Source organism: Diaminobutyricibacter sp. McL0608, assembly GCF_039613825.1.
Classification (GTDB): domain Bacteria; phylum Actinomycetota; class Actinomycetes; order Actinomycetales; family Microbacteriaceae; genus Diaminobutyricibacter.
The window spans coordinates 167,298-189,939 of sequence record NZ_CP154826.1; the positions used below are offsets into that span (position 1 = coordinate 167,298).

General features: G+C 67.7%; 21 protein-coding genes and 2 pseudogenes. 14 read left to right on the forward strand and 9 right to left on the reverse strand.

All coding sequences use genetic code 11. The features are described 5' to 3' along the window. The first annotated feature begins 75 nt into the window (after positions 1-75). The 3 genes and pseudogenes from AAYO93_RS00775 to AAYO93_RS00785 all read left to right on the forward strand — a co-directional run bounded on the left by AAYO93_RS00775 (position 76) and on the right by AAYO93_RS00785 (position 2,170). Positions 76-957 (forward strand): aldo/keto reductase, encoded by an 882-nt coding sequence (locus AAYO93_RS00775; RefSeq protein WP_345763126.1) that lies wholly within the window; start codon positions 76-78, stop codon positions 955-957. Positions 958-1,107: 150 nt separating this feature from the next. Then, positions 1,108-1,859: pseudogene (locus AAYO93_RS00780) on the forward strand (helix-turn-helix transcriptional regulator). Further along, positions 1,856-2,170, forward strand: coding sequence for a carboxymuconolactone decarboxylase family protein (locus AAYO93_RS00785; RefSeq protein ID WP_345763127.1), 315 nt, complete (start codon positions 1,856-1,858; stop codon positions 2,168-2,170). Before AAYO93_RS00780 ends, AAYO93_RS00785 begins: the two are co-directional and overlap by 4 nt. Before the next feature lie 39 nt (positions 2,171-2,209). On the opposite strand, the gene AAYO93_RS00790 is transcribed toward AAYO93_RS00785, so the two are convergent. Further along, entirely contained in the window at positions 2,210-2,467 is a 258-nt protein-coding gene (locus tag AAYO93_RS00790; protein ID WP_345763128.1) for a hypothetical protein, read from the reverse strand. Between the two features lie 70 nt (positions 2,468-2,537). On the opposite strand from AAYO93_RS00790, the gene AAYO93_RS00795 reads away from it, so the two are divergent. From AAYO93_RS00795 to AAYO93_RS00805, 3 genes are read left to right on the forward strand one after another with little or no spacing between them, the layout of a single operon-like run. Continuing rightward, a complete protein-coding gene (locus AAYO93_RS00795) occupies positions 2,538-3,026 on the forward strand; it encodes a MarR family winged helix-turn-helix transcriptional regulator (protein WP_345763129.1) in 489 nt (162 codons plus the stop codon). A 57-nt stretch (positions 3,027-3,083) separates the two neighbouring features. Then, positions 3,084-4,700: an AfsR/SARP family transcriptional regulator gene (locus AAYO93_RS00800; protein WP_345763130.1), complete on the forward strand. Its 1,617-nt coding sequence runs from the start codon at positions 3,084-3,086 to the stop codon at positions 4,698-4,700. A gap of 40 nt (positions 4,701-4,740) precedes the next feature. Next, on the forward strand, positions 4,741-5,028 hold the full coding sequence (locus tag AAYO93_RS00805; protein WP_345763131.1) for a DUF4242 domain-containing protein: 288 nt from the start codon (positions 4,741-4,743) through the stop codon (positions 5,026-5,028). A 25-nt stretch (positions 5,029-5,053) separates the two neighbouring features. On the opposite strand, the pseudogene AAYO93_RS00810 reads toward AAYO93_RS00805, so the two are convergent. Beyond that, a pseudogene (locus AAYO93_RS00810) lies at positions 5,054-5,714 on the reverse strand (Type 1 glutamine amidotransferase-like domain-containing protein). Positions 5,715-5,795: 81 nt separating this feature from the next. Next, complete coding sequence (locus AAYO93_RS00815; RefSeq protein ID WP_345763132.1) at positions 5,796-7,277, reverse strand: MFS transporter; 1,482 nt, start codon at positions 7,275-7,277, stop codon at positions 5,796-5,798. 120 nt (positions 7,278-7,397) lie between these two features. Here AAYO93_RS00815 and AAYO93_RS00820 point away from each other — a divergent pair, with 120 nt between their 5' ends. The 3 genes from AAYO93_RS00820 to AAYO93_RS00830 all read left to right on the forward strand — a co-directional run bounded on the left by AAYO93_RS00820 (position 7,398) and on the right by AAYO93_RS00830 (position 9,408). After that, on the forward strand, positions 7,398-8,048 hold the full coding sequence (locus tag AAYO93_RS00820; protein ID WP_345763133.1) for a TetR/AcrR family transcriptional regulator: 651 nt from the start codon (positions 7,398-7,400) through the stop codon (positions 8,046-8,048). Positions 8,049-8,219: 171 nt separating this feature from the next. Beyond that, positions 8,220-8,948 (forward strand): hemerythrin domain-containing protein, encoded by a 729-nt coding sequence (locus tag AAYO93_RS00825; RefSeq protein ID WP_345763134.1) that lies wholly within the window; start codon positions 8,220-8,222, stop codon positions 8,946-8,948. 52 nt (positions 8,949-9,000) lie between these two features. Further along, complete coding sequence (locus AAYO93_RS00830) at positions 9,001-9,408, forward strand: nitroreductase/quinone reductase family protein (RefSeq protein ID WP_345763135.1); 408 nt, start codon at positions 9,001-9,003, stop codon at positions 9,406-9,408. Between the two features lie 15 nt (positions 9,409-9,423). Here AAYO93_RS00830 and AAYO93_RS00835 read toward each other — a convergent pair whose 3' ends face one another. The 6 genes from AAYO93_RS00835 to nirB all read right to left on the reverse strand — a co-directional run bounded on the left by AAYO93_RS00835 (position 9,424) and on the right by nirB (position 15,757). Continuing rightward, complete coding sequence (locus AAYO93_RS00835; protein WP_345763136.1) at positions 9,424-9,777, reverse strand: hypothetical protein; 354 nt, start codon at positions 9,775-9,777, stop codon at positions 9,424-9,426. Positions 9,778-9,797: 20 nt separating this feature from the next. Next, positions 9,798-10,439, reverse strand: coding sequence for a winged helix-turn-helix transcriptional regulator (locus AAYO93_RS00840; protein ID WP_345763137.1), 642 nt, complete (start codon positions 10,437-10,439; stop codon positions 9,798-9,800). Between the two features lie 5 nt (positions 10,440-10,444). Continuing rightward, the gene (locus AAYO93_RS00845) at positions 10,445-10,879 is read right to left on the reverse strand and encodes a VOC family protein (protein WP_345763138.1); all 435 of its coding nucleotides are present in this window, start codon (positions 10,877-10,879) and stop codon (positions 10,445-10,447) included. 126 nt (positions 10,880-11,005) lie between these two features. Then, complete coding sequence (locus AAYO93_RS00850) at positions 11,006-12,139, reverse strand: uroporphyrinogen-III synthase (RefSeq protein ID WP_345763139.1); 1,134 nt, start codon at positions 12,137-12,139, stop codon at positions 11,006-11,008. Next, positions 12,136-13,158 (reverse strand): uroporphyrinogen-III C-methyltransferase, encoded by a 1,023-nt coding sequence (gene cobA, locus AAYO93_RS00855; RefSeq protein ID WP_345763140.1) that lies wholly within the window; start codon positions 13,156-13,158, stop codon positions 12,136-12,138. Before cobA ends, AAYO93_RS00850 begins: the two co-directional genes overlap by 4 nt. Position 13,159: 1 nt before the next feature. Beyond that, positions 13,160-15,757, reverse strand: coding sequence for a nitrite reductase large subunit NirB (gene nirB, locus AAYO93_RS00860; protein WP_345763141.1), 2,598 nt, complete (start codon positions 15,755-15,757; stop codon positions 13,160-13,162). Between the two features lie 240 nt (positions 15,758-15,997). Between nirB and nirD the strand changes: the two genes are divergently transcribed. From nirD to panD, 5 genes are read left to right on the forward strand one after another with little or no spacing between them, the layout of a single operon-like run. Then, positions 15,998-17,056, forward strand: a complete 1,059-nt coding sequence (gene nirD, locus AAYO93_RS20150) for a nitrite reductase small subunit NirD (protein WP_434056660.1) — start codon at positions 15,998-16,000, stop codon at positions 17,054-17,056. 49 nt (positions 17,057-17,105) lie between these two features. Beyond that, entirely contained in the window at positions 17,106-18,524 is a 1,419-nt protein-coding gene (locus AAYO93_RS00875; protein ID WP_345763142.1) for an MFS transporter, read from the forward strand. 17 nt (positions 18,525-18,541) lie between these two features. Further along, complete coding sequence (locus AAYO93_RS00880) at positions 18,542-20,632, forward strand: molybdopterin oxidoreductase family protein (protein WP_345763143.1); 2,091 nt, start codon at positions 18,542-18,544, stop codon at positions 20,630-20,632. Further along, complete coding sequence (locus AAYO93_RS00885) at positions 20,629-22,209, forward strand: FAD-dependent oxidoreductase (protein WP_345763144.1); 1,581 nt, start codon at positions 20,629-20,631, stop codon at positions 22,207-22,209. The genes AAYO93_RS00880 and AAYO93_RS00885 overlap by 4 nt, the downstream gene beginning before the upstream one ends. Positions 22,210-22,214: 5 nt before the next feature. Then, a complete protein-coding gene (panD, locus tag AAYO93_RS00890; RefSeq protein WP_345763145.1) occupies positions 22,215-22,631 on the forward strand; it encodes an aspartate 1-decarboxylase in 417 nt (138 codons plus the stop codon). Positions 22,632-22,642: the final 11 nt, after the last annotated feature.

Consider the following 22,642-nt stretch of genomic DNA (forward strand, 5'->3'; position numbering starts at 1 on the left):
GATGAGGAAGTGGCGGGCTTTCCGTGTCCTGACAGTCACTCCCTCGGGCGCGCGGACCGGCCTACCGTTGAGAGCATGAACAACATCCTCATCCTGAACAACGGAGTCGAGATCCCGGCGCTCGGCTTCGGCGTCTTCCAGACGCCGCCCGACGAGACGACGGATGCCGTGGCCACTGCGCTGTCGACCGGCTACCGGTTGATCGACACGGCGGCCGCGTATGCCAACGAGCGCGGTGTCGGCGACGCCATCCGCGACTCCGGACTCGCCCGCGATGACATCTTCATCGAGACGAAGGTCTGGATCAGCGACTACGGCTACGACGAAACGCTGCACGCGTTCGACAAGAGTGCCCGCAAGCTCGGCGTCGACACCATCGACCTGTTCATCCTGCACCAGGCGCTGCCCAGCGCGTTCGACAAGACCGTCAACGCGTACCGCGCGCTCGAGCGGCTGCTCGCCGACGGGAAGGTGCGCGCGATCGGCGTCAGCAACTTCATGCCCGCCCACCTCGCGTCCCTGCTCGAGCAGACCGAGGTCGTCCCGGCCGTGAACCAGATCGAGGTGCATCCGTACTTCACGCAGCCCGAGGTGCGGACGGTGGACGCGGAGCACGGCATCCTGACCCAGGCGTGGTCGCCGATCGGCGGCATCACGTCCTATCGAGGCGAGGGTGCGACAAGCACGTTCCACAATCCCGTGATCCTGGCGATCGCCGCCGTTCACGGCAAGTCGGCTGCTCAGGTGATGTTGCGGTGGCACCTGCAGGAAGGCCGCTCCGCGATCCCGAAGTCAGTGAAGCCGGAGCGCATCCGCGAGAACTTCGACGTGTTCGACTTCGAGCTCACCCCCGACGAGCTTCATCAGATCGATGTGCTCGATCGTGGCGTTCGCGGCGGACCCGAGCCTGATGTCATCACTCTCGATACCTTCGGCCGCGAGATTCCCGAGAGCTGACGGGTGGGCGGCATGGACAATCCAGCCGAGGTGCGCGAGTTCCTTGTGACACGCCGCGCACGCCTCACACCGGAACAAGCCGGAATCATCGGCGGTGGCCGCCGTCGCGTGGCCGGCCTGCGCCGCGAGGAGGTCGCGATGCTCGCCGGAATGAGCACCGACTACTACGCCAGGATGGAGCGCGGAAACCTCGCCGGCGTATCGCCTGAAGTCCTCGAGGCGTTGGCGCGAGCATTGCAGCTCGACGAGGCCGAAATCGCGCACCTCCACGACCTTGCGCGGGCCGCGACACCCGTGAACCCCATCCGGAAACGCTCCCGGGCCGCGGAGGCGACCGTGCGCCCGCCACTCCAGCGGCTGCTGGATGCGATCAGTGTGCCGGCGTATCTCGCGAACGTGCGCAAGGACTTCCTGGCCACCAACACGCTCGGAGCGGCGGTGTTCGCTCCGATCCTCGACGACCCGTCGAACGGGCGGAACAACGCCCGCTTCACCTTCCTGAACCCGGCATCCCGAATCTTCTACCCGGACTGGGAGCAGGGAGCCGCCAGCATCGTCGCTTCCCTCCGGGTCGAGGCGGGAAAGAACCCTCACGACAAGGCGCTCACCGACCTCATCGGGGAGCTCGTCACCCGCAGCGACACGTTCCGCACCCAGTGGGCGAAACACGACGTCGATTCCACCGGAGCGGAACCAAACGCATCCATCACCCTGCGGTCGGCGATCTCGAATTCGACTACGAGGCAATGGAGGTGCCGAGCAATCCGGGGTTGGTGATGTTCGCGTGCACTCCTGAACCCGGCTCCCCGACGGAGGAGCGTCTTCGACTGCTCGGCAGCCTCGCCGTCACGGATGTCGCCCCTATTCACACCGGGTCGAAATCAGAAGAGGAAAACGCATGACCCAGCCAACTTCTGCCCAGGCCGCGATCATGGACTTCGCACCCAAGCTCGTCGAGCTCACTGACGACGTGCTCTTCGGCGATGTATGGGAACACGGCGACCTGCCAAAACGCGACCGGAGTCTCATCACCGTCGCGAGCCTGATCACCTCCAGCAGCTTCGAGCAACTGCCCAATCAGCTTCGGTTGGCGAAGGCGAACGGGCTCACCGAGACCGAGATCACGGAAGCGATCATCCACCTCGCGTTCTACGCGGGCTGGCCCAAAGCCATGTCGGCGATCCAGGTCGCCGAGAAGGTGTTCGCAGAGTAGTTCCGCCGGCTGGGGCCGGCCGTCGTCGTCACTCTCAGGTCAGTGTTCTGCTTTCGGATAGTTGCCGTGTCGGAGTCGAGCAGGGCGGACGAGAGGGGCGCGTCCCTCTCTCGATGCGCCGATGTACGTGCCTTCGACTGCCGGGTCGGGACCGTCTGTCCCGTCGGCTCTGGTGTAGGTGCCGTGCACTGTTCTGAGAACTTGAGGCTCGGGCTCGACGTGGGTGTACGTGCCTTCGTAGTCGTCGCGCGTGGGGCCGGAGGTGCCGTTCGCGTTCTGTGCAGATGACATGGTCATTGTCATCATCTCCTTAATTGCGCTATCGCAATTGTTGCACTTTACGTGGTGATTGTGAATACTGAGCAGCATGAATCCCGCACGAGCCCTCAGCGTCGGAGTGGACGAGTTGAATGCGGCCCTCGCCGCTGCCAACGTGATGATGCGGGTAGCTGCCCGGTCGGTTCTCGACGTGGAAGACGTGGTCACGACGCCTCAGTTGCGCGTTCTCATGCTGATCGCCGCGTTCGGTCCGCAGAACCTCGGTGCTGTCGCAGTCGAGTTGGGCGTGCATCCGTCGAACGCGACCCGAACCTGCGAAAAGCTGGTCCAGGCCGGGCTGATCGTCCGGTCGGACGACCCTGCCGACCGTCGCTACATCCAGCTCGAACTCACGACAGAGGGCTCGGCGGTCGTCGATCGGGTGCTCACAGAACGACGGGATGCGATGGCTGACGTCTTCGCGAGCATGTCACCGGAAGACGCAGCCACGGTGGCGTCAGCCTTCGAGACATTCGCTCGCGCGGCCGGCGGCGAGCCGACGCGCGACGGCCGGTTCGCCTTCGGCTTCACCTTCTGAGGCGACGGCGAGATCTGCATCGCCGCGCCCCGATTCCACCGGGATTATGCTGGATGGATGACCGGCGAGCGGCTCGCCATATCGCTTCTCGGCACCTTCTCTGTTGCCGTGGACGATCACGTCGTTCCCGAGGGCGAATGGCATCTGAAGCGCGCGGCCGATCTGGTGAAGCTCCTCGCCATCGTTTCGCGGCACAGGCTCGCGCGCGAAGAAGTGATAGAAGCCCTCTGGCCAGAGGGACGTCCTGAGCGGGGCGCGACGAATCTGCGCAAGGTCGCATTTCAGGCACGGCGTGCCCTCGGTTTGACTGACGGCATCGTGCTCGACGAGGGGCTGGTGGCGCTGGCGCCAGACCATTCCGTGCAGACCGACCGCGACCGATTCGTGGATGCGGCATCTCGAGCGCTGGCGTCCGGGGATCCCGCGGCCTGCCGCGCGGCGGCTTCTCTGTACAATGGCGAGCTTCTCCCCGAAGATCCTTACGCCGTGTGGTGCGAGGCGGATAGGCGTTATCTGAAGGGGCTCTTCCGCGACGTGTTGGCTCAGGGACAACTGTGGGGCCGGTTGGTGCGTGAGGAACCAACTGACGAGCGCGCGCATCGGGAGATCATGCGGGCCCAGCTGGAGCGGGGCGATCGCGCGGGCGCAATGCGGCAGTTCGATCTGCTTCGCACGACGCTTCGGGACAGCCTCGGTGTTGCGCCGGGCCCGGACACGGTCGAACTCTACGATCGGGCGCTCAACATGGATGGCCGAGACGTCCCGACGCCGGCCGAGCGCGCTCGGGCCCTCCTGGCCTGGGGCATGGTGCACTGGCATCGTTCCGATCTCGACGAGGCGGAACGAACCGCCATCGAAGCACGCGCGCTCGCCATCGATGCGGGGTTGCCTCGGGAACTCGCCGAGGCCAGCGAGCTGCTCGCACTGATCGCTCATGTGCAGGCCAGATGGCATGAGGTGTTCGCGGACAGCTTCTTGGAGAGTCTTTCCCGCAATGCGGATCTCGCTCCGTTCGTCTTCGACGCGAACGTGTGCATGAGCGAATTCGTGCTCTGGGAGCAGAACGGATTGCGTGACGTCGCCGACGTCGCGAGGCAGCTGATTCAGTTCAGTACCACCCGGAGCGCGCCTCAGGCTGAAGCGGTGGGCAGGCTGCTGCGCGGCGAAGTCGCGCTGCTGTCGGGACGTGTCGGAGCCGAGGTGCGTGAAGACCTGGCTCGCGCCGTGGCGCTACACGACGAATCGTCATCGACAACGGGTTTGGCGTTGTCGGTGGAGCGTCTCGCCCAGCTCGAGGCCCGGGTCGGGGACCGAGCACGAGCAGGGGAGGAGCATCGGCGTGCTCTGCAGATCGCTGAGCAGACGGCTGTGCGCGAGCACCTCCTGCCCCTGATCTACGGGGGCATGCTTCAGGGTGAAGCGACCGGCAGAGCACACGAGGTGATCGACGAAGCCGAGGATGCGTTCGGCCGGCTCACGCCGTGTGACACGTGCGCGATGTCGTTCAGGGTGAATGCCTCGCTGGCATACGCGCACTCCGGTGACCTGAGCCGCTCGGCGGATTACCTCGCGGAAGCACGCCGCGTGGTTCCGATGTGGTCGGGTGGGCCGTGGCACGCGGCAGTCGATGAGGCGGATGCCGCCCTGCGTCTCGCGGGCGGCGGCTCGAGGTAACGCTCGAGGAACGCCTGTCTCGTAGCGTACGAGCTGCGGGATGAAGGTCATCCTGACGATGAGCAAGGAGGATGCCATGCCACTGTTCATGGACATTCATCGCAGCATGCCTGACGGTGCGGACGCCGAAATGCTGGAGCACGCGCACCAGGCGGACCTGAAAGTTCAGGAGAAGTACAACGCCACTTACCTCAATTACTGGTTCGACGTCGAAGCCGGACGGATCTTCTGCCTCGTCGAGGCGCCAGACGCGGAGAGCGCAGAGGCGGTTCACCGTGAGTCTCACGGCCTGGTCGCCGATGAGATCTACCCGGTCGCGCAAGGCTGAGGGCGTCCCGCAACACGGTGGCGGCTCAGGAGCGAAGCTGAATCCACTGTCCCTCGGAAACGACTTCTGCGACTCCGCCCACGACGGAGATCGCGGTCTCGTCGTCCATGGCGTACGCCGGTCCGTCGATCTCCGTGGCCCATCGCTCCGCCTGGGCGAGCGTGTTGGTCGGGAAGACGTCGAGATGCGGGAAGATCGAGAAGTCGACGAGGCCCAGGGTCCTGTCGTCTTCAGCGCCCGACCACTCCACGAAGGCGGAACCGATCCGAGGCGTCATCACCATGCTGCCGGCGCTCACCCCGACCCAGACGGTGTCGTTCAGCGACGGCAGGAGGTCGACCAGTCCCGACTGCCGCATCCAGTGACACAGGTACGTCGCGTCGCCGCCGTCCACGAGCAGGACGTCTGCTTCACGGACCCAGGGCACCCAACGCTCCTGTCCGATGGGGCAGCGCCGACAGCTCGAGAAGGCCCACCGAGGCCCAATCCAGGGAGGTCATTCCTCCCCAGGGCGGCAGGCCGCTCACGAAGCCTCGTGCTGATTCCGGCCCACACAGGGGGTGGCCCCACTGCGCGGTCGGAATGCAGAGGGCTGAGGCCTCTGCGATCGGCTTGCCGAGCAGGCCGGCCAGCGCGTCCTGGATGCTCTGGTTGGTAATGCCTCCGGACGTGAGGAGAAGTTTCACCGCGCCTCCTGGGTCGAAAATGGCGGGTCGCACGGACGTCGTCCACTATCCCGATCCTAAGTTTCGACCCAGGGGGCGTGTCTACTTGTGCGGTTTCTCCAGCTCGAAGAAGTCGTCCACTCCTGCGGCCTCGGCCTCGCGACGGCGGGCGCGCTGAGACGGTGCGACCAGCGCGGCGATGATCGCAAGAACTCCGACGGCGGCAGATACCCAGAAGCCGATCGTGAAGGCGTCGTCGGTGGGAGCACCTTGCGCGGTGATGTTCGAGGAGATCAGCGCGGCGATGACGGCCGTGCCGATGCTGCTGCCGACGGTGCGGATGACGGTGTTCGCGCTGATCGCCTCGCTGGTCTGGGTTGCCGGCACGCTCTCGACGATCGCGTTCGACGTCGCGGCCAGCGCCATCCCGATTCCGATGCCGGTCAGGATTCCCGACACGACGATCTGCCATTCCTCGGCATGGCCGAGTGCGGGAATCAGGAAGGCCACGGTGACCGAGACGCCGCCGAGGATCATCGGGATCTTGGGGCCGATGCGACGGATGAGGATGCCCGCGGCGACACCCGCGAGAACCATGGCGACGACGGTGGGAAGCAGGAAGAGGCCGGCCTCGCTGACGGACTTGCCGAATCCGTAGCCGAGGATGGTGGGCAGCTGCAGCAGCGTCGGAACGAGGATGAAGGTGCCGAACATCGCGAAACCGAAGGCGAGCGCGACGACGTGTGCGGTCCAGACGCCACGGTGCTTGAACAGGCGAACGTCGATCAGCGGCTCCTTGACGCGGAGCTCGACGAAGACGAACACGATGAGGGCGACGCCGCCGAGGATGAGCAGACCGATCGTTTTGCCGTCGCCCCAGCCCCACTTCTCGCCCTCGCTGATGGCGAGAAGCAGTGCGACGAGACCGATGGAGAGGATCGCTGTGCCGAGCATGTCGAGGCGGCCGGGCGTGCGAACCGGGGATTCCGGGATGCCGAAGATCGCACCGAGCAGGGCGATCACGACGAGGATCGCGGGGAACCAGAACAGCCAGTGCCAGCCGAGCCCTTCCACGATGGGACCCGCGGCGACGATGCCGACGCCGGCGCCGATGCCGAAGATCGCCGAGAGCAGCCCGATCGTCACGCTGACGCGCTCCTTCGGCAGTTCATCGCGCACGATGCCGATCGACAGCGGCATCACGGCGCCTGCCGCTCCCTGCAGAACACGAGCCACGATGAGCACGCCGAGGTTCGGCGCGAGTGCCGCCAGCACTGTGCCGACGAGGAGCAGGGCGAGGACGATGATGATGACCTTGCGCTTACCGACCATGTCGCCGAGGCGCCCGAGGATCGGAGTCAGCACTGCAGCGGAGAGGAGGTAGGCGGTGAGCACCCAACTCGCGTCCGCCGTGGCGACGCCCAGATCTTTGCCGATGGTGGTGAGCGCAGGCGCGACGAGGGATTGCAGCACCGCGAATGACAGACCTCCCAGCGAGAGGAAGAGGATGATCGCGGTTCCGCGTGACCGCGTCGCCTTCTGGGTGGATACCGAGCCCGTGACGGGACTCTGAACGGCGGACATGTAACTCCCTAGCTATGTAAGCACGTGCTGACTTGACGAGTATTCCCTATGGGGGAAGGTGAGTCAACAAGCGTTTACTTTGAGTGTCGACCGGGTACAGTGGCCGGTGGGAACTGCGAAATGACCAACGAGACGAAGGAGTCAAGCGGGATGCTCGCTGAGACGGTGCTCGACGCGGATGACGAATTGGTGCGCTCGGGTCGCGACGCCGCGGCAACCCAGCGGGCCTTGGTGCGGGCAGCGCGGCGGCGGTTCGCGACCGAAGGATATCGAGCTACGACGGTGCGGCAGATCGCTGCGGATGCCGGCGTGAATGTCGCTTTGATCAGTCGCTACTTCGAGTCGAAGGAGGGGCTCTTCGAGGCTTGCATGATGCGCACCTCGAACGAACTGGACTCGCAGACTCCGACCGGATCGTCCGACGTCAGCGCCGTGATCGAGCGACTCATCGCTCACGTCGTGAACGCCCCAGACGGCGACGACCCTCTGCAGTTGCTCCTCCTGCTGCGCTCCTCCGGCGACGAGAATGCTGATCGCATCCGCCGCCGAACCATGGAGCACTTCACCGAGCGACTCGCTGAGGCAGCAGGGTGGAGGGCCGACGACCCCGAGACGGCGCCGATCCTGCTACGTGCCCAGCTCGCGATCGCGACGATGCTCGGGGTGGTGATGCTGCGCACCTCGACGGGGGTGCAGCCCATCGCATCCGCCGGATTCGATGACCTGGCCGAGCCGCTCGGGCGGATATTCGGCGAACTCCTCGCGGGCTGAGCACCCTCGGGCTCAAGCGCCAGCGTCAGGCACTCGTCGGAAGCCCGACGACCTGGCGGGCGCCGTCTATCGACTGACTGCACTCGCCGGAACGCGACAAGACGGCTCTTGTCGGCCGGGCTCACGCCTAATAGAGTTCGTTCGCCAGTTCAATGACGAACGGAGAGACTCATGTCCGCAACAGCTCTGCCTTCGAGTGGGGATGTACCCGAGCGGCCTGCAGGAAACGACAAGACCTGCGATGCGCGCGGGATGGCCGAGATCCACCGGCTTTTCCGTTCAGGTTTCGCCGAGGCGCCGGCGCTGGTGTCGGGCGTCGCGGAGGCCGATTCCGGGCACGCGGATGTCGTGGGCGATCATCTCGCGATGCTGTCCGTCGAGCTCCACGCACATCACGAGGGCGAAGATACGCACCTGTGGGGCATGCTGGAGCAGCGCGCACCCTCGTGCGCTGCGCACGTTGAGCGGATGAAGCAGCATCACGCCGAGTTACTCGTGCACCTGAAAGAGATGGATGCGGCGCTGCCCGCATGGCGGACCAGCGGGCGTGCGCGGGATGCGGACGCCGTGCGATCCGCCCTCGATGGAATCAACGCCGCCCTGGCTGTTCATCTGCCGGACGAGGAGGCGAACATCGTTCCCGTGATGGAGACGACACTGACTCCGAAAGAGGTCGAGTGGTTCGCCGACCACGGGCGCAAGGCGACTCCGAAAGGCAAGAGCTGGGAGACGATGGGCGCGATTCTCGCAGCCCAACCCGACGGGGGCGTCGAGTGGCAGCGCGAGAACCTGCCCGCGCCTGCCCGGCTGCTGTGGCGCATCGTCGGCAAAGGGCGGTACGAGAAGAACCGGAAGGAGCTGACCGGAGGTCTTGCAGGTGGAGGGTCCTCGAGCAGGTGAGACCCTTTCGTTCCTTCGGAAGTTTCCCGGCCGTGCGTGCGTTGCTGTAGTCATGGGTTGGAATGACGACAACATCAAGGCCTTCCGCGACAGCAAGGGCACCAAGAATTTCTGGGGCGAGAAGCTGGTCATCCTGCATTCGATCGGGGCCAGATCCGGCAAGACGCATCTGAACCCCGTCGTCGGCTTTCCCAACGGGGACGGCTGGCGGGTTGTGGCGTCGAAGGGCGGCTCTCCCGAGAACCCTGCGTGGTATCACAACCTGCGAGCGAATCCGTCGATCGACATCGAGGCCGTCGTCGACGGCGACGTCGTGACCGTACCCGTCACGGCGACCGAGATCTTGGGCGAGGAGTGGCGCACAGCGTACGACGCGATTGTCGCGGAGGCGCCGCAGTTCGGGGGATACCTCGAGAAGACCGATCGCCGGATCCCGGTGTTCCAGCTCACCCGCCGCTAGGGCTCGACGGTTCACTCACCGCAACAGCGGTCGTAGCTGTTCCTCGGTCACGGGGAACTGCACCGCGTAGTAGATCTGGTGCGCATTCATGTCGCCCCAGTCCTCCTTCTTCACGCGGATGCCGCCGGGCGACACCTCCGCGATACGGACTCGCAGCCAGGTGCCGTCGCCGAGCCGCAGTTCGTACGGGTCGGCAAGGTAACCGAGACCGAGTTCGTCGAGGACCTGCTCTGCGCGCATCCAGTCCACGACCTCCGTCGTTCGACGCCCCAACAGGTCGATGGCGACGAATCCCTCATCGACGGGCTGCATCCAGCCCACTCGCTCACCGTCGTACGCGCGGCGGTGTTCGATCCAGTCGGGTTCCATCCCTGTAGGGTAGCGACCGGTCACGCCGCCAGGTGAAATGTGTCGGCGAAGCGGCCCAGGAGGTCGCCAGGCCCGCGCAGCACCTCGACCGTGCCCGTCGAGATCGCGCGATCCGGTGCGAGCTCGCCCGAGATGAGTCGGCGGATGCCCGGGCCCGCCGCGAACGCCAGGTCGGCCGGCCCGCTCCCGCGCTGCACGTCGAGCAGGGGACCGTCGACGCGGATGAGCAGTTCGGCTTGCCCGAAACGGGCGGCGTAAGCGGTCGCCGGCAGGCTCTCGGCGACCCGCGGCCTGAATGCTGTGCGGAGGTCGATCGTCATGGAATCGGGTGTGATGATCTGTTCATCCCGCGGATCGCCCAGTGCTTTGAAGCCCCAGGCGCCGAGCGCGAGGACCACCGGCTCGAGTTCGCGACCGTACGGCGTCAGCTCGTAGACGATGATGCGGGAGTGCGGCGCGCGGCGGAGCACGCCCGCCGCCTGCAGCTCTTTCAGCCGCGCCGCCAGGATGTTGCTCGGGATCCGGGGGAGCCCCGCAGCGAGCTCGCCGAAGCGGCGGGGGCCGACGAGCAGGTCGCGAACGATGAGCATGGCCCAGCGTTCGCCGACGAGTTCGAGTGCTTGTGTGATGCCCGAGTACTGCCCGTACTCACGTGCGGCCAACGACGTCAGGCCTGTTGGTCGGCGAGGCCCTCGGCGCCAGCCAGGGCGGCCGTCGGGTCGAACCAACCGAACTCGAGGATGTTGCCGTCGGGGTCGTTGAGCTGGCGCTGGTACATGAACCCGTAGTCGGTCGCGGGGTGCGGTTCGACGCCACCCGCGGCGATGCCGTCGGCGACGACCTTGTCGACGGCGTCGCGGCTGTCGACGAAGATGGCGGTCGACACCGACGGGTTCAGTGCGGGGTCGCCGATCGGAAGCTCGGTGAAGGTCTGGAAGTACTCGCGCGTCAGGATCATGAGGAAGCTGTGGTCCTGCTCGACCACGAAGCAGGCGCCGTTGTGGTCTGACATCGCGGGGTTGTTGGTGAAGCCGATCGCCGAGTAGAACGCCTTCGAACGCTCCAGGTCGGCCGCCGGCAGGTTGACGAACATCGCAGTCATCGTGATCCCCTTTCATGGGTCCGATAGGTGGATGCGTCAACACTTGCAAAAAACAAGTGCCACGTCAAGACCTGCAGCTTGCGAGTTTGCGCACCGCCTGCTGTGCTGAGCGAGCGGGCGCTCCCGTCACTGCGGAACGGCGATCCGATACCCGCGTTTGATGACTGTCTGTACCAGCCGCGCATCCGGGAGCGCGCCGCGCAGGCGGCTCACTGCGACATCGACCCCGTGCTCGTCGAGCACTTCGGGAGCCGAGTGCGCGAGCTCCGCCCGCGACACCGTCACGCCTCCTGCGCGCATCAGGGAGCGGAACAACGACAGCGAGACCGGGCTGAGCGCGGTGCTCATCCCGTCGAAGCGTGTGATCTTGCCGCGGAGTTCGACAGCCCCGAGCTCCGTGTCGACGATGCAGACGCCGTTGCATTCGAGGTGTTCGCAGACCAGGCGGATGAGGGCGCCCATCCGGAACCGGTCTGGAACGATCGGGAGGATGCCCGCCTGAACGAGGGGTGCGGCGGTAACGGGGCCGACGGCGGCGACGACTACGTTCTCACGCATCGCGGCCTGCAGGCCGCCCAGTCGCCCGATGCCGTCGGCGATCGTGAAGAGGGCGTCTACTGCGGGAGCCGAGGTGAAGGTTATGGCGTCCACGCCCGCGCTACAGACGGCGGCGATCAGCCGTGCGACGCGATCGGAGTCCTCGTGGACCGACCACCGATACGGTTCGACGGTCAGCACGGTGGCGCCGGCGGCCGTGAGCCGCGCCAGCTGCTCGCGGTCGGTGAAACCGTGGAGCTGCACGGCGACCGTCGCCCGATTCACATCCTCGCGGAGGACCATGTCGACCAAGGACGTAGTGGTCTCCCGCTCGCTCATGCCGTGGTCGTCGAGGCCGGCCGCACGGATGGATCCGCGTGCTTTCGGGCCGCGGACGAGGATGCGCGCGGCTGCGAGGGTTTCGTTCAGTTCGTCACCGAGTCCGGCCGCGTCGGCGGCCTCGATCCATCGCCGCATCCCATAGGAGGTGGTGGCGAGCAGGATGTCGGGCTCGCTCGCGATGACGCGCCGGGTCTCGTCGATGAGCACGCTGTCGTCGGCGACCCCGGTCATCCGGATGGTCGGGGCGTGGAGCACTTCGGCGCCGCGCCTCTCGAAGGCGGCGATCAGATCGTCGGAGCGCCGGTCGCTCGTCACAGCGATCCGGAACCCGTCGAGTTGATCGGGCCGGAAGCCGGGAACACCGCGGTCGGGATCGGTCATGCGTATCCAGCCTGTGCCGCCGCCAGCTCCTCGACGGCTGTCGCTGTCACCACCTCGCCGATGACGATCACGGCAGGCGACTGAACGCGAGCAGCGCTTGCAGCGAGAACGACCTCGCCCAGGGTCGTCACGGTCGTCCGTCGGCTGGGGCTGAAGCCGCGCTCGATGACGGCTATCGGCATGTCCGGGCGCATCCCGTGACGGCGCAGCCCGGCGCTCAGGTGGGGGAGGGTGGCCACTCCCATGAGAATGACCAGCGTGCCACCGAGCCCCACGGCATGCTCCAGCTCGTCCTCGGTCAGCGGCACGTGACCGGAGATGACGGTGAACGCCCTGCTGACCTCGCGGTGGGTGACCGGGATGCCCGCCTCGCCCGGAACGGAGATGGCGCTGGTGATGCCGGGGATGACCTCGACAGGCACACCGGCGCGGCGACAGGCGAGCACCTCTTCGCCGCCCCTGCCGAACACGAACGGGTCGCCGCCTTTGAGACGCACCACACGCATCCCGTACAGCGCCTTCTCGATCATGATCCGTTCGATCTCGTGCTGGGGGACGGCGTGGTGCCCCGGGGTCTTCCCGACGTCGATGAGGTCGGCCGCCGGGGCCAGCAGGTGCAGGTCGTCGCGGGGCCCGAGCCGGTCGTGCAGCACGACATCCGCGGATCGGAGCGCCCGAAGCCCGGCTGCGGTGATCAACGAGGCATCCCCCGGACCGCCGCCGACGAGCGTGACCTGCCCGCCCGCAGCAGGCTCCACTGAGTCGGCACGGGCCGTGGCGATCCGCAGCACGCGGGCACGTTCGAACAGGCGCGACCGCTCGTCAGCCGTCCCATCCACCCACACGATCAGGTCAGGGAGGGTGGGAATCGCCGGTCGGTCGAGCGCGGCGATCGCGTGAGCTGCGAGTTCGACACTGACATCGGCGCCGCGCATCCGTGCCGCAGCGACCGCGTAACGGCTGCGCTGCGCCTGCCCGACGACGAGCACCCGCTTCGCCTCCAGGTCGATTTCGAACATGTCAGGCTCCTCTCACCGGGATCGACGGGCCGGCGACGAGGACCGATTCGCGTTCCTCTACCTTCGGCGGCCGTACCTGGCCGCGTTCGCGGACCTTCACCATGGCCGGGTCCGGGGTCGCGGGTGCGTTCACGAAGGACCGGAACCTTTTGAGCCGGTCGGGGTCGTCCAGCGTCGCCGCCCACTCGTCGTGGTAGTCGCCGACGTGCCGTGCCATAGCTTCTTCGAGTTCTGCCGCGATGCCGAGCGAGTCGTCGCACACGACGGCGCGCACGTGGTCGAGACCGCCAGGCAGTTCCTCCTGCCACCGGGCGGTGCGCTGCAGGCGGTCGGCCGTGCGCACGTAGTACATGAGGTAGCGGTCGATGTACCGGATGAGCGTCTCGTGGTCGAGGTCGCCGGCGAGCAACTGGGCATGCGCGGGCTGGAAGCCGCCGTTGCCGCCGACGTAGAGGTTCCAGCCGTTCTCGGTTGCGATCACCCCGATGTCCTTGCCCCGGGCCTCCGCGCACTCGCGCGCGCATCCGGAGACCCCCATCTTGAACTTGTGCGGCGACCGCAGGCCCCGGTACCGCTCTTCGAGAAAGATCGCCATTGCGACGGAGTCCTGCACGCCGAACCGGCACCAGGTCGAGCCGACGCATGACTTGACGTTGCGCAGGGACTTCCCGTACGCCTGCCCCGACTCGAAACCGGCGTCGACCAGCAGGCGCCAGATCTCCGGAAGCTGTTCGAGCCTGGCGCCGAACATGTCGATGCGCTGGCCGCCGGTGATCTTCGTGTAGAGGTCGAACTGCTCGGCGACCTCCGCGATCACTTTCAGCTTCGCCGGTGTGATCTCGCCGGCCGGGATGCGCGGGACGACGGAGTACGTGCCGTCCTTCTGCATGTTCGCCAGGGCGCGATCGTTCGTGTCCTGGAGGGGACCGGCCCCATCGTCGAGGATGTAGGCGGACGTCTGTGTCGCCAGCACGGATGCGACCACCGGCTTGCAGATGTCGCAGCCGAGCCCGGATCCGAAACGTTCGAAGACCTGGCCGGCAGTGCGGAGGCCGAGGATGCGCACCGACTCGAACAGTTCGCTCCGGCTCAGTTCGAAGTGCTCGCAGAGAGCCCGCGACACCTCGATCCCCGCACTCGTGAGCTCGGTTTCGAGGATCTTCTTCACGAGCGGCACGCACGAACCGCACTGCGTTCCGGCACGTGAGCACACCTTCAGCTCGCCCAATTCGGTGCAGGCCTCATCGCGGATCAGCGATCGGACGGCGCCGGCCGACACGTTGTTGCATGAACAGACCTGGGCATCGTCGGGGAGCGCGGGGGTGGATGCCGGTTCCGCGCCCGCCGCGGACAGGTAGGACGCGGGCTCGCCGGGCAGGTTCCGACCGAGCAGCGGTCGGAGCGACAGGTAGGGGCTCGCGTCGCCGACGAAGATTCCTCCGAGGAGAGTGGACACATCGGCGCTCATGACGAGCTTCTGGTAGAGACCGCGCGCCGGGTCCGCATAGACGACCTCGAGGGCGCCATCCGTGCGGGCGAGTGCGTCGCCGAAGCTGGCGACGTCGACACCGGAGAGTTTGAGCTTCGTCGCGTCGTCGATGCCGGGGAAGGTCGCTTCGCCGCCGTGGATGCGGTCCGCCACCACCTCGGCCATCGCGTTCGCTGGCGCGACCAGGCCGACGCAGGCGCCGTCGACACTGGCGACTTCGCCGATCGCCCAGATGCCTGCGACCGACGTCGAGCAGTCCGCTCCGATCGCGACGCCCCCACGCGGACCGAGATCCAGGCCGGCCTCGCGTGCGAGTTCATCGCGAGGCGTGATGCCGATCGAGAAGATCACGAGGTCGGCTGTCAGGGCGTCACCCTCGGGGAAACCGAGCCCGAGCACGGCTCCGCTGGGAGCGGTGATGACTTCGTCAGGCCGTTCACCCAGCCGAAGGGTGATGCCCTGACTCCCGATGATGCGGCCGAGCGCCTGGCCGGCGCCCTCGTCGAGCTGGGCCGACATCAACCAGCGGCCGGAGTGCACGATGGTGACGTCGGCTCCGAGCGAGAGCGCTGCCCCGGCGGCTTCGAGTCCGAGGAGCCCGCCCCCGACGACGGTGACCTTCGCCTGACGGCCCTTCCGCTGCGCGAGTTCACCGACTTCGCGTGCAAGGGCGTCGACATCGTCGACGGTTCGGTAGACCCGGCCCGCGGAGGCGCCCGGGATCGGCGGCACGGTGGCAGACGATCCGGTCGCGAGCACGAGCTCGCCGTAGCTGTGACGGTCACCGTTGTCGAGCGTGACCGTGCGCGTCGCCGGTTCGACGGCGACCACTCTCGTGCCGCCGGCGAAGATCACCCCGTCTTCGCGCCAGAGCGACCCGTCGCCGAAGGTCAGGTCGACATCGCGACCCTCGATGCCGCCGAGCAGGCGCGAGGTCAAGGCGACCCGGTCGTACGGGAGACGGGACTCTTCGCCGAACACGGTGATCGACCCGGTCGCCCGGGAGTCGCGGCGCGCTAGCAGCGACTCGACGAGCCGGTGTGCGGCCGGGCCGCCGCCGACGACGACCACGTCGGAACGGCCGGCGATGCCGTCGATTTCCTCAGTCATCAGCAGACCTCCTGAACTGTGCGCGTGAGTCGACCGTATTCGGCGCTCATGTCGTCTCCGTTGCCGCCGTGTGACGTTCTGTGTCGTGTTCCTCTCGGCGGGGGATCGGCGCCGAGAGGAGTTCGTTACCGCGATGTCACGACGGATGCGTCCGGCCGAAACACGCGGTGCCTAGCGTTGGCGTCCAGCAGGCTTACGCATCCACTCGACCTCATTCGACCCTGGAAGGACGGTGACCGCATGACGATCGCATACGAGTTCACGACGATCGACACCACCTGGAGCGAGGTGTGCCGGGTGGACGAACTGGAGCCCATGTGGGCGGAAGCCGCACTCGTCCACGGGCGTCAGGTCGCGGTCGTGCGCCTGGCCGATGAGCGTCTCTTCGCGTTCTCGAACCTCGATCCGGCGACCGGGTCGTCGGTGATGGCGCGCGGGATCGTCGGCTCCAGGGCGGGGAGGCCGACCATCGCATCCCCGCTCCACAAGGACGTCTACGACCTCGAGACCGGCGAGTGCTACACCGATCCTGTGCGCCGGCTGCCGGTCTGGCGCTGCCGGTCGGCCGACGGAATCGTCTCCGTCGCCGCGGCCCGCAGCCTCGTCGCCGCCTCGCACGGCACGAACGATCCCGCCGGCCGTCGTGCCGTCGCTGCTCTCGTGCAGGCTGTCCGCGACGTCCGGCCCGACCTCGCGGTGTACGACGCCTTCGTCGACGTGCAGGAGCCGGATGTGCGCGAAACGATCTCGGGCATCCGCCACGACCAGGAAGTGACGATCGTGCCTCTCCTCCTCTCGGCCGGCTACCACGTGAAGGTCGATCTCGCAGCAGCCGCGGATCCCAAGGGTGCGGTCGGCGTGACGGCCGCACTCGGTCCGGATGCGCGCCTCGTCGCGCTGCTCGCGCGTCGCCTTCACGAGGCGGGCCTGCGCGACGGGGACCGCGTCGTGCTCGCCGCGGCCGGATCGTCGGACCCCTCAGCGGTAGCCGACTGTCACGTGATGGGACATCTGCTCGCAGCCCAGCTGCGTCGTCCCGTGGCCGTCTCCTTCATCTCCGCGGCCGAACCGCGGGTTCCAGAGGCGGTCGCGTCCATGCGCGCCGCCGGGTCCGGCCGGGTCGCCGTGGCGAGCTACCTTCTCGCGCCCGGGTATTTCGCAACGCTCGCGGCATCCGCCGGCGCCGACCTGACCAGCGCTCCGCTCCTGGCCGACGGCAGCGAGCCGCCGCGCGAACTCGTCGACATCGTCGTGCAGCTCTTCGACGAAGCGGGCACCCGCCCCATTCCCGCTCCCTGATCCGTCGCCACACACCATCAGCGCACCACCGAACTGCCTGGAGGCACCGATGAACGCACCGATCCCATCCTCCGTCCTCACGGAGGACCCGACTGATCTGGTCGCCGCGACGCCAGGCGCTCCGCTCGTCCGTCGCCCACGGCGCTGGATCGACGGCTGGAACCCCGAAGACCACCAGCAGTGGCAGGCGATCGGCGCCTCGATCGCGCAGAGGAACCTGCGCTGGTCGATCTTCGCCGAGTTCCTCGGCTTCGTCGTCTGGCAGCTCTGGTCGATCGTCGTGGTCGCCCTGCCCGCTGCAGGCTTCCACTTCGACACCGCGCAGATCTTCTGGCTGATCTCCATGCCGAGCCTGGTCGGCGCCACGCTCAGGTTCCCGTACACCTTCATGGTGCCGAAACTCGGTGGACGGAACTGGACGGTCATCTCGGCGGCACTCCTGCTGATCCCGACCGTCGGCCTCGCGATCTGCGTGTCCGATCCGCAGACACCTTTCGCCGTCATGCTCTTCGTAGCCGCGCTTGCGGGGTTCGGCGGTGGCAACTTCGCCAGCTCGATGGCGAACATCACCTTCTTCTATCCTCAGCGCAAGAAGGGCTGGGCGCTCGGATTGAACGCGGCAGGCGGAAACCTCGGCGCCGCCGTCGCGCAGCTCGCCGTCCCGATCGTCATCACGATCGGCGCGGGGGTCGCTCTGCGGTTGCCACTGGCAGGGCTCGTCTGGATTCCGCTGATCATCGTTGCGATCGTCGGCGCCTGGTTCCGGATGGACAACCTGTCGAACGCCAGGGCTGATCTCAAGGCCTCGCTCGCAGCGCTGAAGGCGCCGGCGCTCTGGCTGATGTCCCTGCTCTACATCGGAACGTTCGGCTCGTTCATCGGGTTCGCCGGTGTCTTCCCCAAACTGATCGCCGATCAGTTCCCTGCCCACGCGACCTTTGCCGTCGGTGGTGCGACACTCTCCCTGGCATTTCTCGGAGCCCTCGTCGGCTCGCTCGCCCGGCCGTTCGGAGGTCGCCTGGCCGACCGATTCGGCGGGAGCACGATCACGATCGTCGCCTTCGTGGTGATGGCGCTGGGCATCCTCGCGGTCATCGTGACGCTGCCGCTCGACAACTTCTGGCTCTTCCTCGCCTTCTTCCTGGTGCTGTTCGTCGCGAGCGGCGCGGGCAACGGCGCGACCTACCGGATGATCCCGACGATGTTCGCCCTCCGGGCAGGCGCCGTGGATGCGCACCGCACGGCAGGCGACATCGGCTCGCAGAGAACCGCAGCTGCCGCGCTCGGCATCATCGCTGCCTTCGGCGCCTACGGAGGGTTCATCATCCCGCAGGTGCTCGGCTACTCGAAGACCACCACAGGTGGTTACACGACCGGCCTCGAGTGGTTCGTCGCCGCCTACGTCGTCCTCCTCGGCATCACGATTGGCATCGCGGTGTGGGGCCGGCGGCGCGCGGTCCGGATCTGAGGGAAGGCGAGTCGGCTATGACGACCATGACGGCGACGCACTGCCCATACTGCGCGCTGCAGTGCGCGATGACGCTGACCCCCGACTCCTCTGCTCCGACACCGGTCACGGTGAGCGGCCGGATGTTCCCGACGAACCGCGGGGGGCTCTGCAAGAAGGGCTGGACGGCGGCAGAACTGCTCGCCGTCCCCGATCGCCTGAGCTTTCCGCTCATTCGCACCGGCGAGACCTTCGCCGAGGCGACCTGGGATGAGGTGCTGGACCTGGTCGCAGAACGTCTTCGAGCCATCCGCTCCGAGTCGGGGCCGGATGCGGTCGCCGTCTTCGGCGGGGGCGGCCTCACGAACGAGAAGGCCTACCAGCTCGGCAAGTTCGCCCGCCTCGCCCTCGGCACGTCGCGCATCGACTACAACGGCCGGTTCTGCATGTCGTCGGCGGCGGCTGCAGGCAACCGCGCCTTCGGAGTTGATCGAGGCCTCCCGTTCCCCGTGACCGACCTGGACGACGCGAGCACCATCCTCCTCCTCGGGTCGAACGTCGCAGCGACCATGCCGCCGTTCATCGGTCACCTCGCCGGCGCCCGGGCCGGGGGTGGCCTGATCGTCGTCGACCCGCGCCGCTCGCAGACCGCGAGCCTGACCGAGGACGGCGCGGGCATCCACCTGCAGCCCGCTCCCGGAACCGACCTCATCCTGCTGCTCGGCCTTCTCAACATCGTGATCGCCGAAGGGCTCATCGACACGGAGTATCTCGAGCACCGCACAGTCGGGTTCGACGCCGTGCGGCGCAGCGTGAGCGGATGGTGGCCCGAGCGGGTGCAGGAGCACACCGGGGTGCCCGCGAGGCGCCTCCGCGACGTGGCCCGGAGGCTGGCCGATGGCCGGGGCACCTACATCCTCACCGGCCGGGGAGTCGAACAGCACGTCGACGGGACCGACACGGCGACAGCCGCGATCAACCTGGCTCTCGTGCTCGGCCTGGTCGGCACCGGCCGCTCGGGATACGGAACCCTCACCGGCCAGGGCAACGGCCAGGGAGGCCGGGAGCACGGCCAGAAATGCGACCAGCTCCCCGGCTACCGCAAGATCGCGGATCCTCGCGCCAGGGCGGCTGTCGCGGAGGTCTGGGGCGTCGATCCGCAGATCATCCCGGGCCCCGGCGTACCCGCGGTCGAACTCCTCGGGATGCTCGGGACTCCGGACGGCGTCCGCGCGCTGCTCGTGCACGGGGCCAACGTGGTCGTCTCCGGTCCCGATGCGACGACCATCCGCGCCGGGCTCGAGGCGCTCGACCTGCTCATCGTGTGCGATTTCGTGATGTCGGAGACGGCGGCGCTCGCCGACGTCATCCTCCCGGTGACGCAGTGGGCCGAGGAGGAGGGCACGATGACCTCGCTCGAAGGGCGCGTGATCCGACGCCGCAAGGCCCTGGCCCCTCCCGGCGCGGCCCGAAGCGAATTGTGGATCCTCGCCGAACTCGCGCGGCGGCTGGATGCCCCGTCGGTGTGGCCGACGGAACCGTCCGTCGTCTTCGACGAGCTGGCACGGGCATCCCGGGGCGGGATCGCCGACTACTCGGGTCTCAGCCACAGCCTGCTGGACACGGAGATCGCGGCGTTCTGGCCGTATCCGGCGGGCGCCGAAGGGACACCCCGCCTCTTCCTGGAACGGTTCGGCCACGACGACGGGCGGGCGCACCTGGTCGCCGTCCGCCGTCGCGACACGGATGCGGCCCCTCAGCTCGGCGGACAGCTGACCCTCATCACCGGCCGCCTGCTCGAGCACTACCAGTCGGGGGCGCAGACCCGCCGCGTGCCCGAACTGGTGGCGGCCCAGCCCGAGGTTCGAGCTGAACTACATCCCGAGACCGCACTTCGACTCGGCATCGCCGACGGCGACCCGGTCGTCGTCTCGAACAGTCGTGGTGCCGTGTCGGCGCGCGCCGACCTGACCGACGGCATCCGCCTCGACACCGTCTTCCTTCCGTTCCACTTCGCCGGCCGACACTGCGCGAACATCCTGACCGAGGGAATCGTCGACCCGATCTCGTTCATGCCCGAGTTCAAACGCACCGCAGTCACCGTGGCACGGGATGCGGCGGCGGTATGACGTATGTTGCCGATCGTCCGGTGCGGGTCATGCTGATCGGCTACGGCCCGGTCGGCGCGCGCTTTGTCGAGGAGCTCCTGCCGTCTGTCGCCGCAGGGTCGATCGAACTGTGCGTCGCCGGCGCCGAGAACGAAGACGCCTACAACCGAGTGCTGGTCGCCGAATACGCCGCCGGCGGCGCCGACCGGCGTCGGCTCGACATCACCGACACCGAGGCGGCGCGCGCGGCGGGAGTGCGCATCCTGATCGGGGAGGCGGTCGTCGGGGTGGACCGGATGCGGCAGCGGGTCGTGCTCGACTCCGGAGCCGAGCTGCCATACGACCGGCTGGTCTTCGCCACCGGGGCCCGGGCGAACATCCCGACCCTCGACGGCCTCGCGCGCAGCCGTCGAGACCGTCGCGAACCGCCGCGCTCGACGGACGTCGACGAAGGGGCGGAGCCGCTGCCGCGAGGCGTGGTCGCGATGCGCGACCTGCGCGACGCCGAGACCGCGGCGGCCGTGGTCGGCGCGGGCGGATCGATCGTCGTTCTCGGCGCCGGGGTGCTCGGCATGGAGTTCGCCCTCGCCGCACGGGAGCATGGAGCCCAGGTCGTGCTCGTGCATCACGGCGACATTCCGATGGCACGCAACCTCGACGATCACGGGGGGCGGATGCTCTCCCGCGCGGTCCGGGACGTCGGCGTCGGAATCGCTGCCCATTCACGGGCTGAAGGAATCCTTCTCCGCCACACGGACGGTGGCCGGCGTTTCGATGCGCTGCTCTGCGCGGACGGCAAGCAGATCCCCGGCGACCTGCTCGTGATTTCGTGCGGGGTGAGCGCACGCACCGAGCTCGCTGTCGCCTCCGGGCTCGCCTGCTCAGCCGGCATCCTGGTCGACCACCACCTGCGGAGCTGGGGCGACCCCGACATCTTCGCGATCGGTGACTGCGCCCAGATCGCCTCACCCGACGACGCGGATGCGACAGGCCGAGTGCCCGGCGCGCCGAGCGGTCTCATCGGGCCGGGCTGGCGCCAGGCGACCGCGCTCGCCCGCAACCTCGCCGCGGAGGCGGTCGGGCAGCCTGCGTTCGATGGGGAGACTCCGCCGAGCGAGCGGCCGGCCGTCGTCATGCTCAAAGCCGATGGGATCGACGTCGTCTCCGGCGGCGAGCATGAGACCCAGCCCTGGGCCGACGACGATGCCGACGTGAGCCTCTGGATCGACCCGGCCCGCGGCGCCTACCTCAAGACGGTCGCGCGGGGTGGCCTGCTGACCGGCTTCGTCTCGGTCGGCCTTCCCCGCGTGGGCGCCGAAGTGACCCTGCTGTTCGAGCGCGGGAGCGAGCTGCCCTCCGACCCGTCGGCGCTGCTGAGGCTCGACGCGCCCACCCGCGACTCCGCCTCCACGGCCGATCCTCTCGCCCCGGATGCGACGGTCTGCTGGTGCAACGGAGTCTCGGTCGAGCGCATCACCGACGCGGCGCGCGCGGGAAGCGACACGGTCGAGTGCGTCGGGCGCGACACGCGAGCCGGTACAGGATGCGGTGGCTGCAAGGGCCGGATCGCGGAGGTCCTCGCCTCGCTGGCAGGATAGAACGCGTGATCCGAACCATGTTCAAATCGAAGATCCATCGAGCGACAGTGACGCACTCGGCGCTGCACTATGTCGGCTCGCTGACCGTCGATCTCGACCTGCTCGAACAGGCCGATCTGCTGCCGGGTGAACAGGTGAGCGTGGTGAACATCGACAACGGCAACCGGTTCGAGACCTACCTGATCGCCGGCGAGCGCGGTTCCGGTGTCATCGGGGTGAACGGTGCCGCCGCACACCTGGCCGAGGTCGGCGATCTGGTGATCGTGATCTCCTACGCGCAGCTCACCACGGAAGAGGCGCGCAGCTACGAGCCGACGGTGGTGCATGTGGACGCGCGGAACAGGATCGTGGCCGTCGATGCCGATCCCGCGGGCGCGGTCGTCGACGGCATCGTGCCGCCCCCGTTCGCAGTCGCCCGATAGTCTGCGGCGGC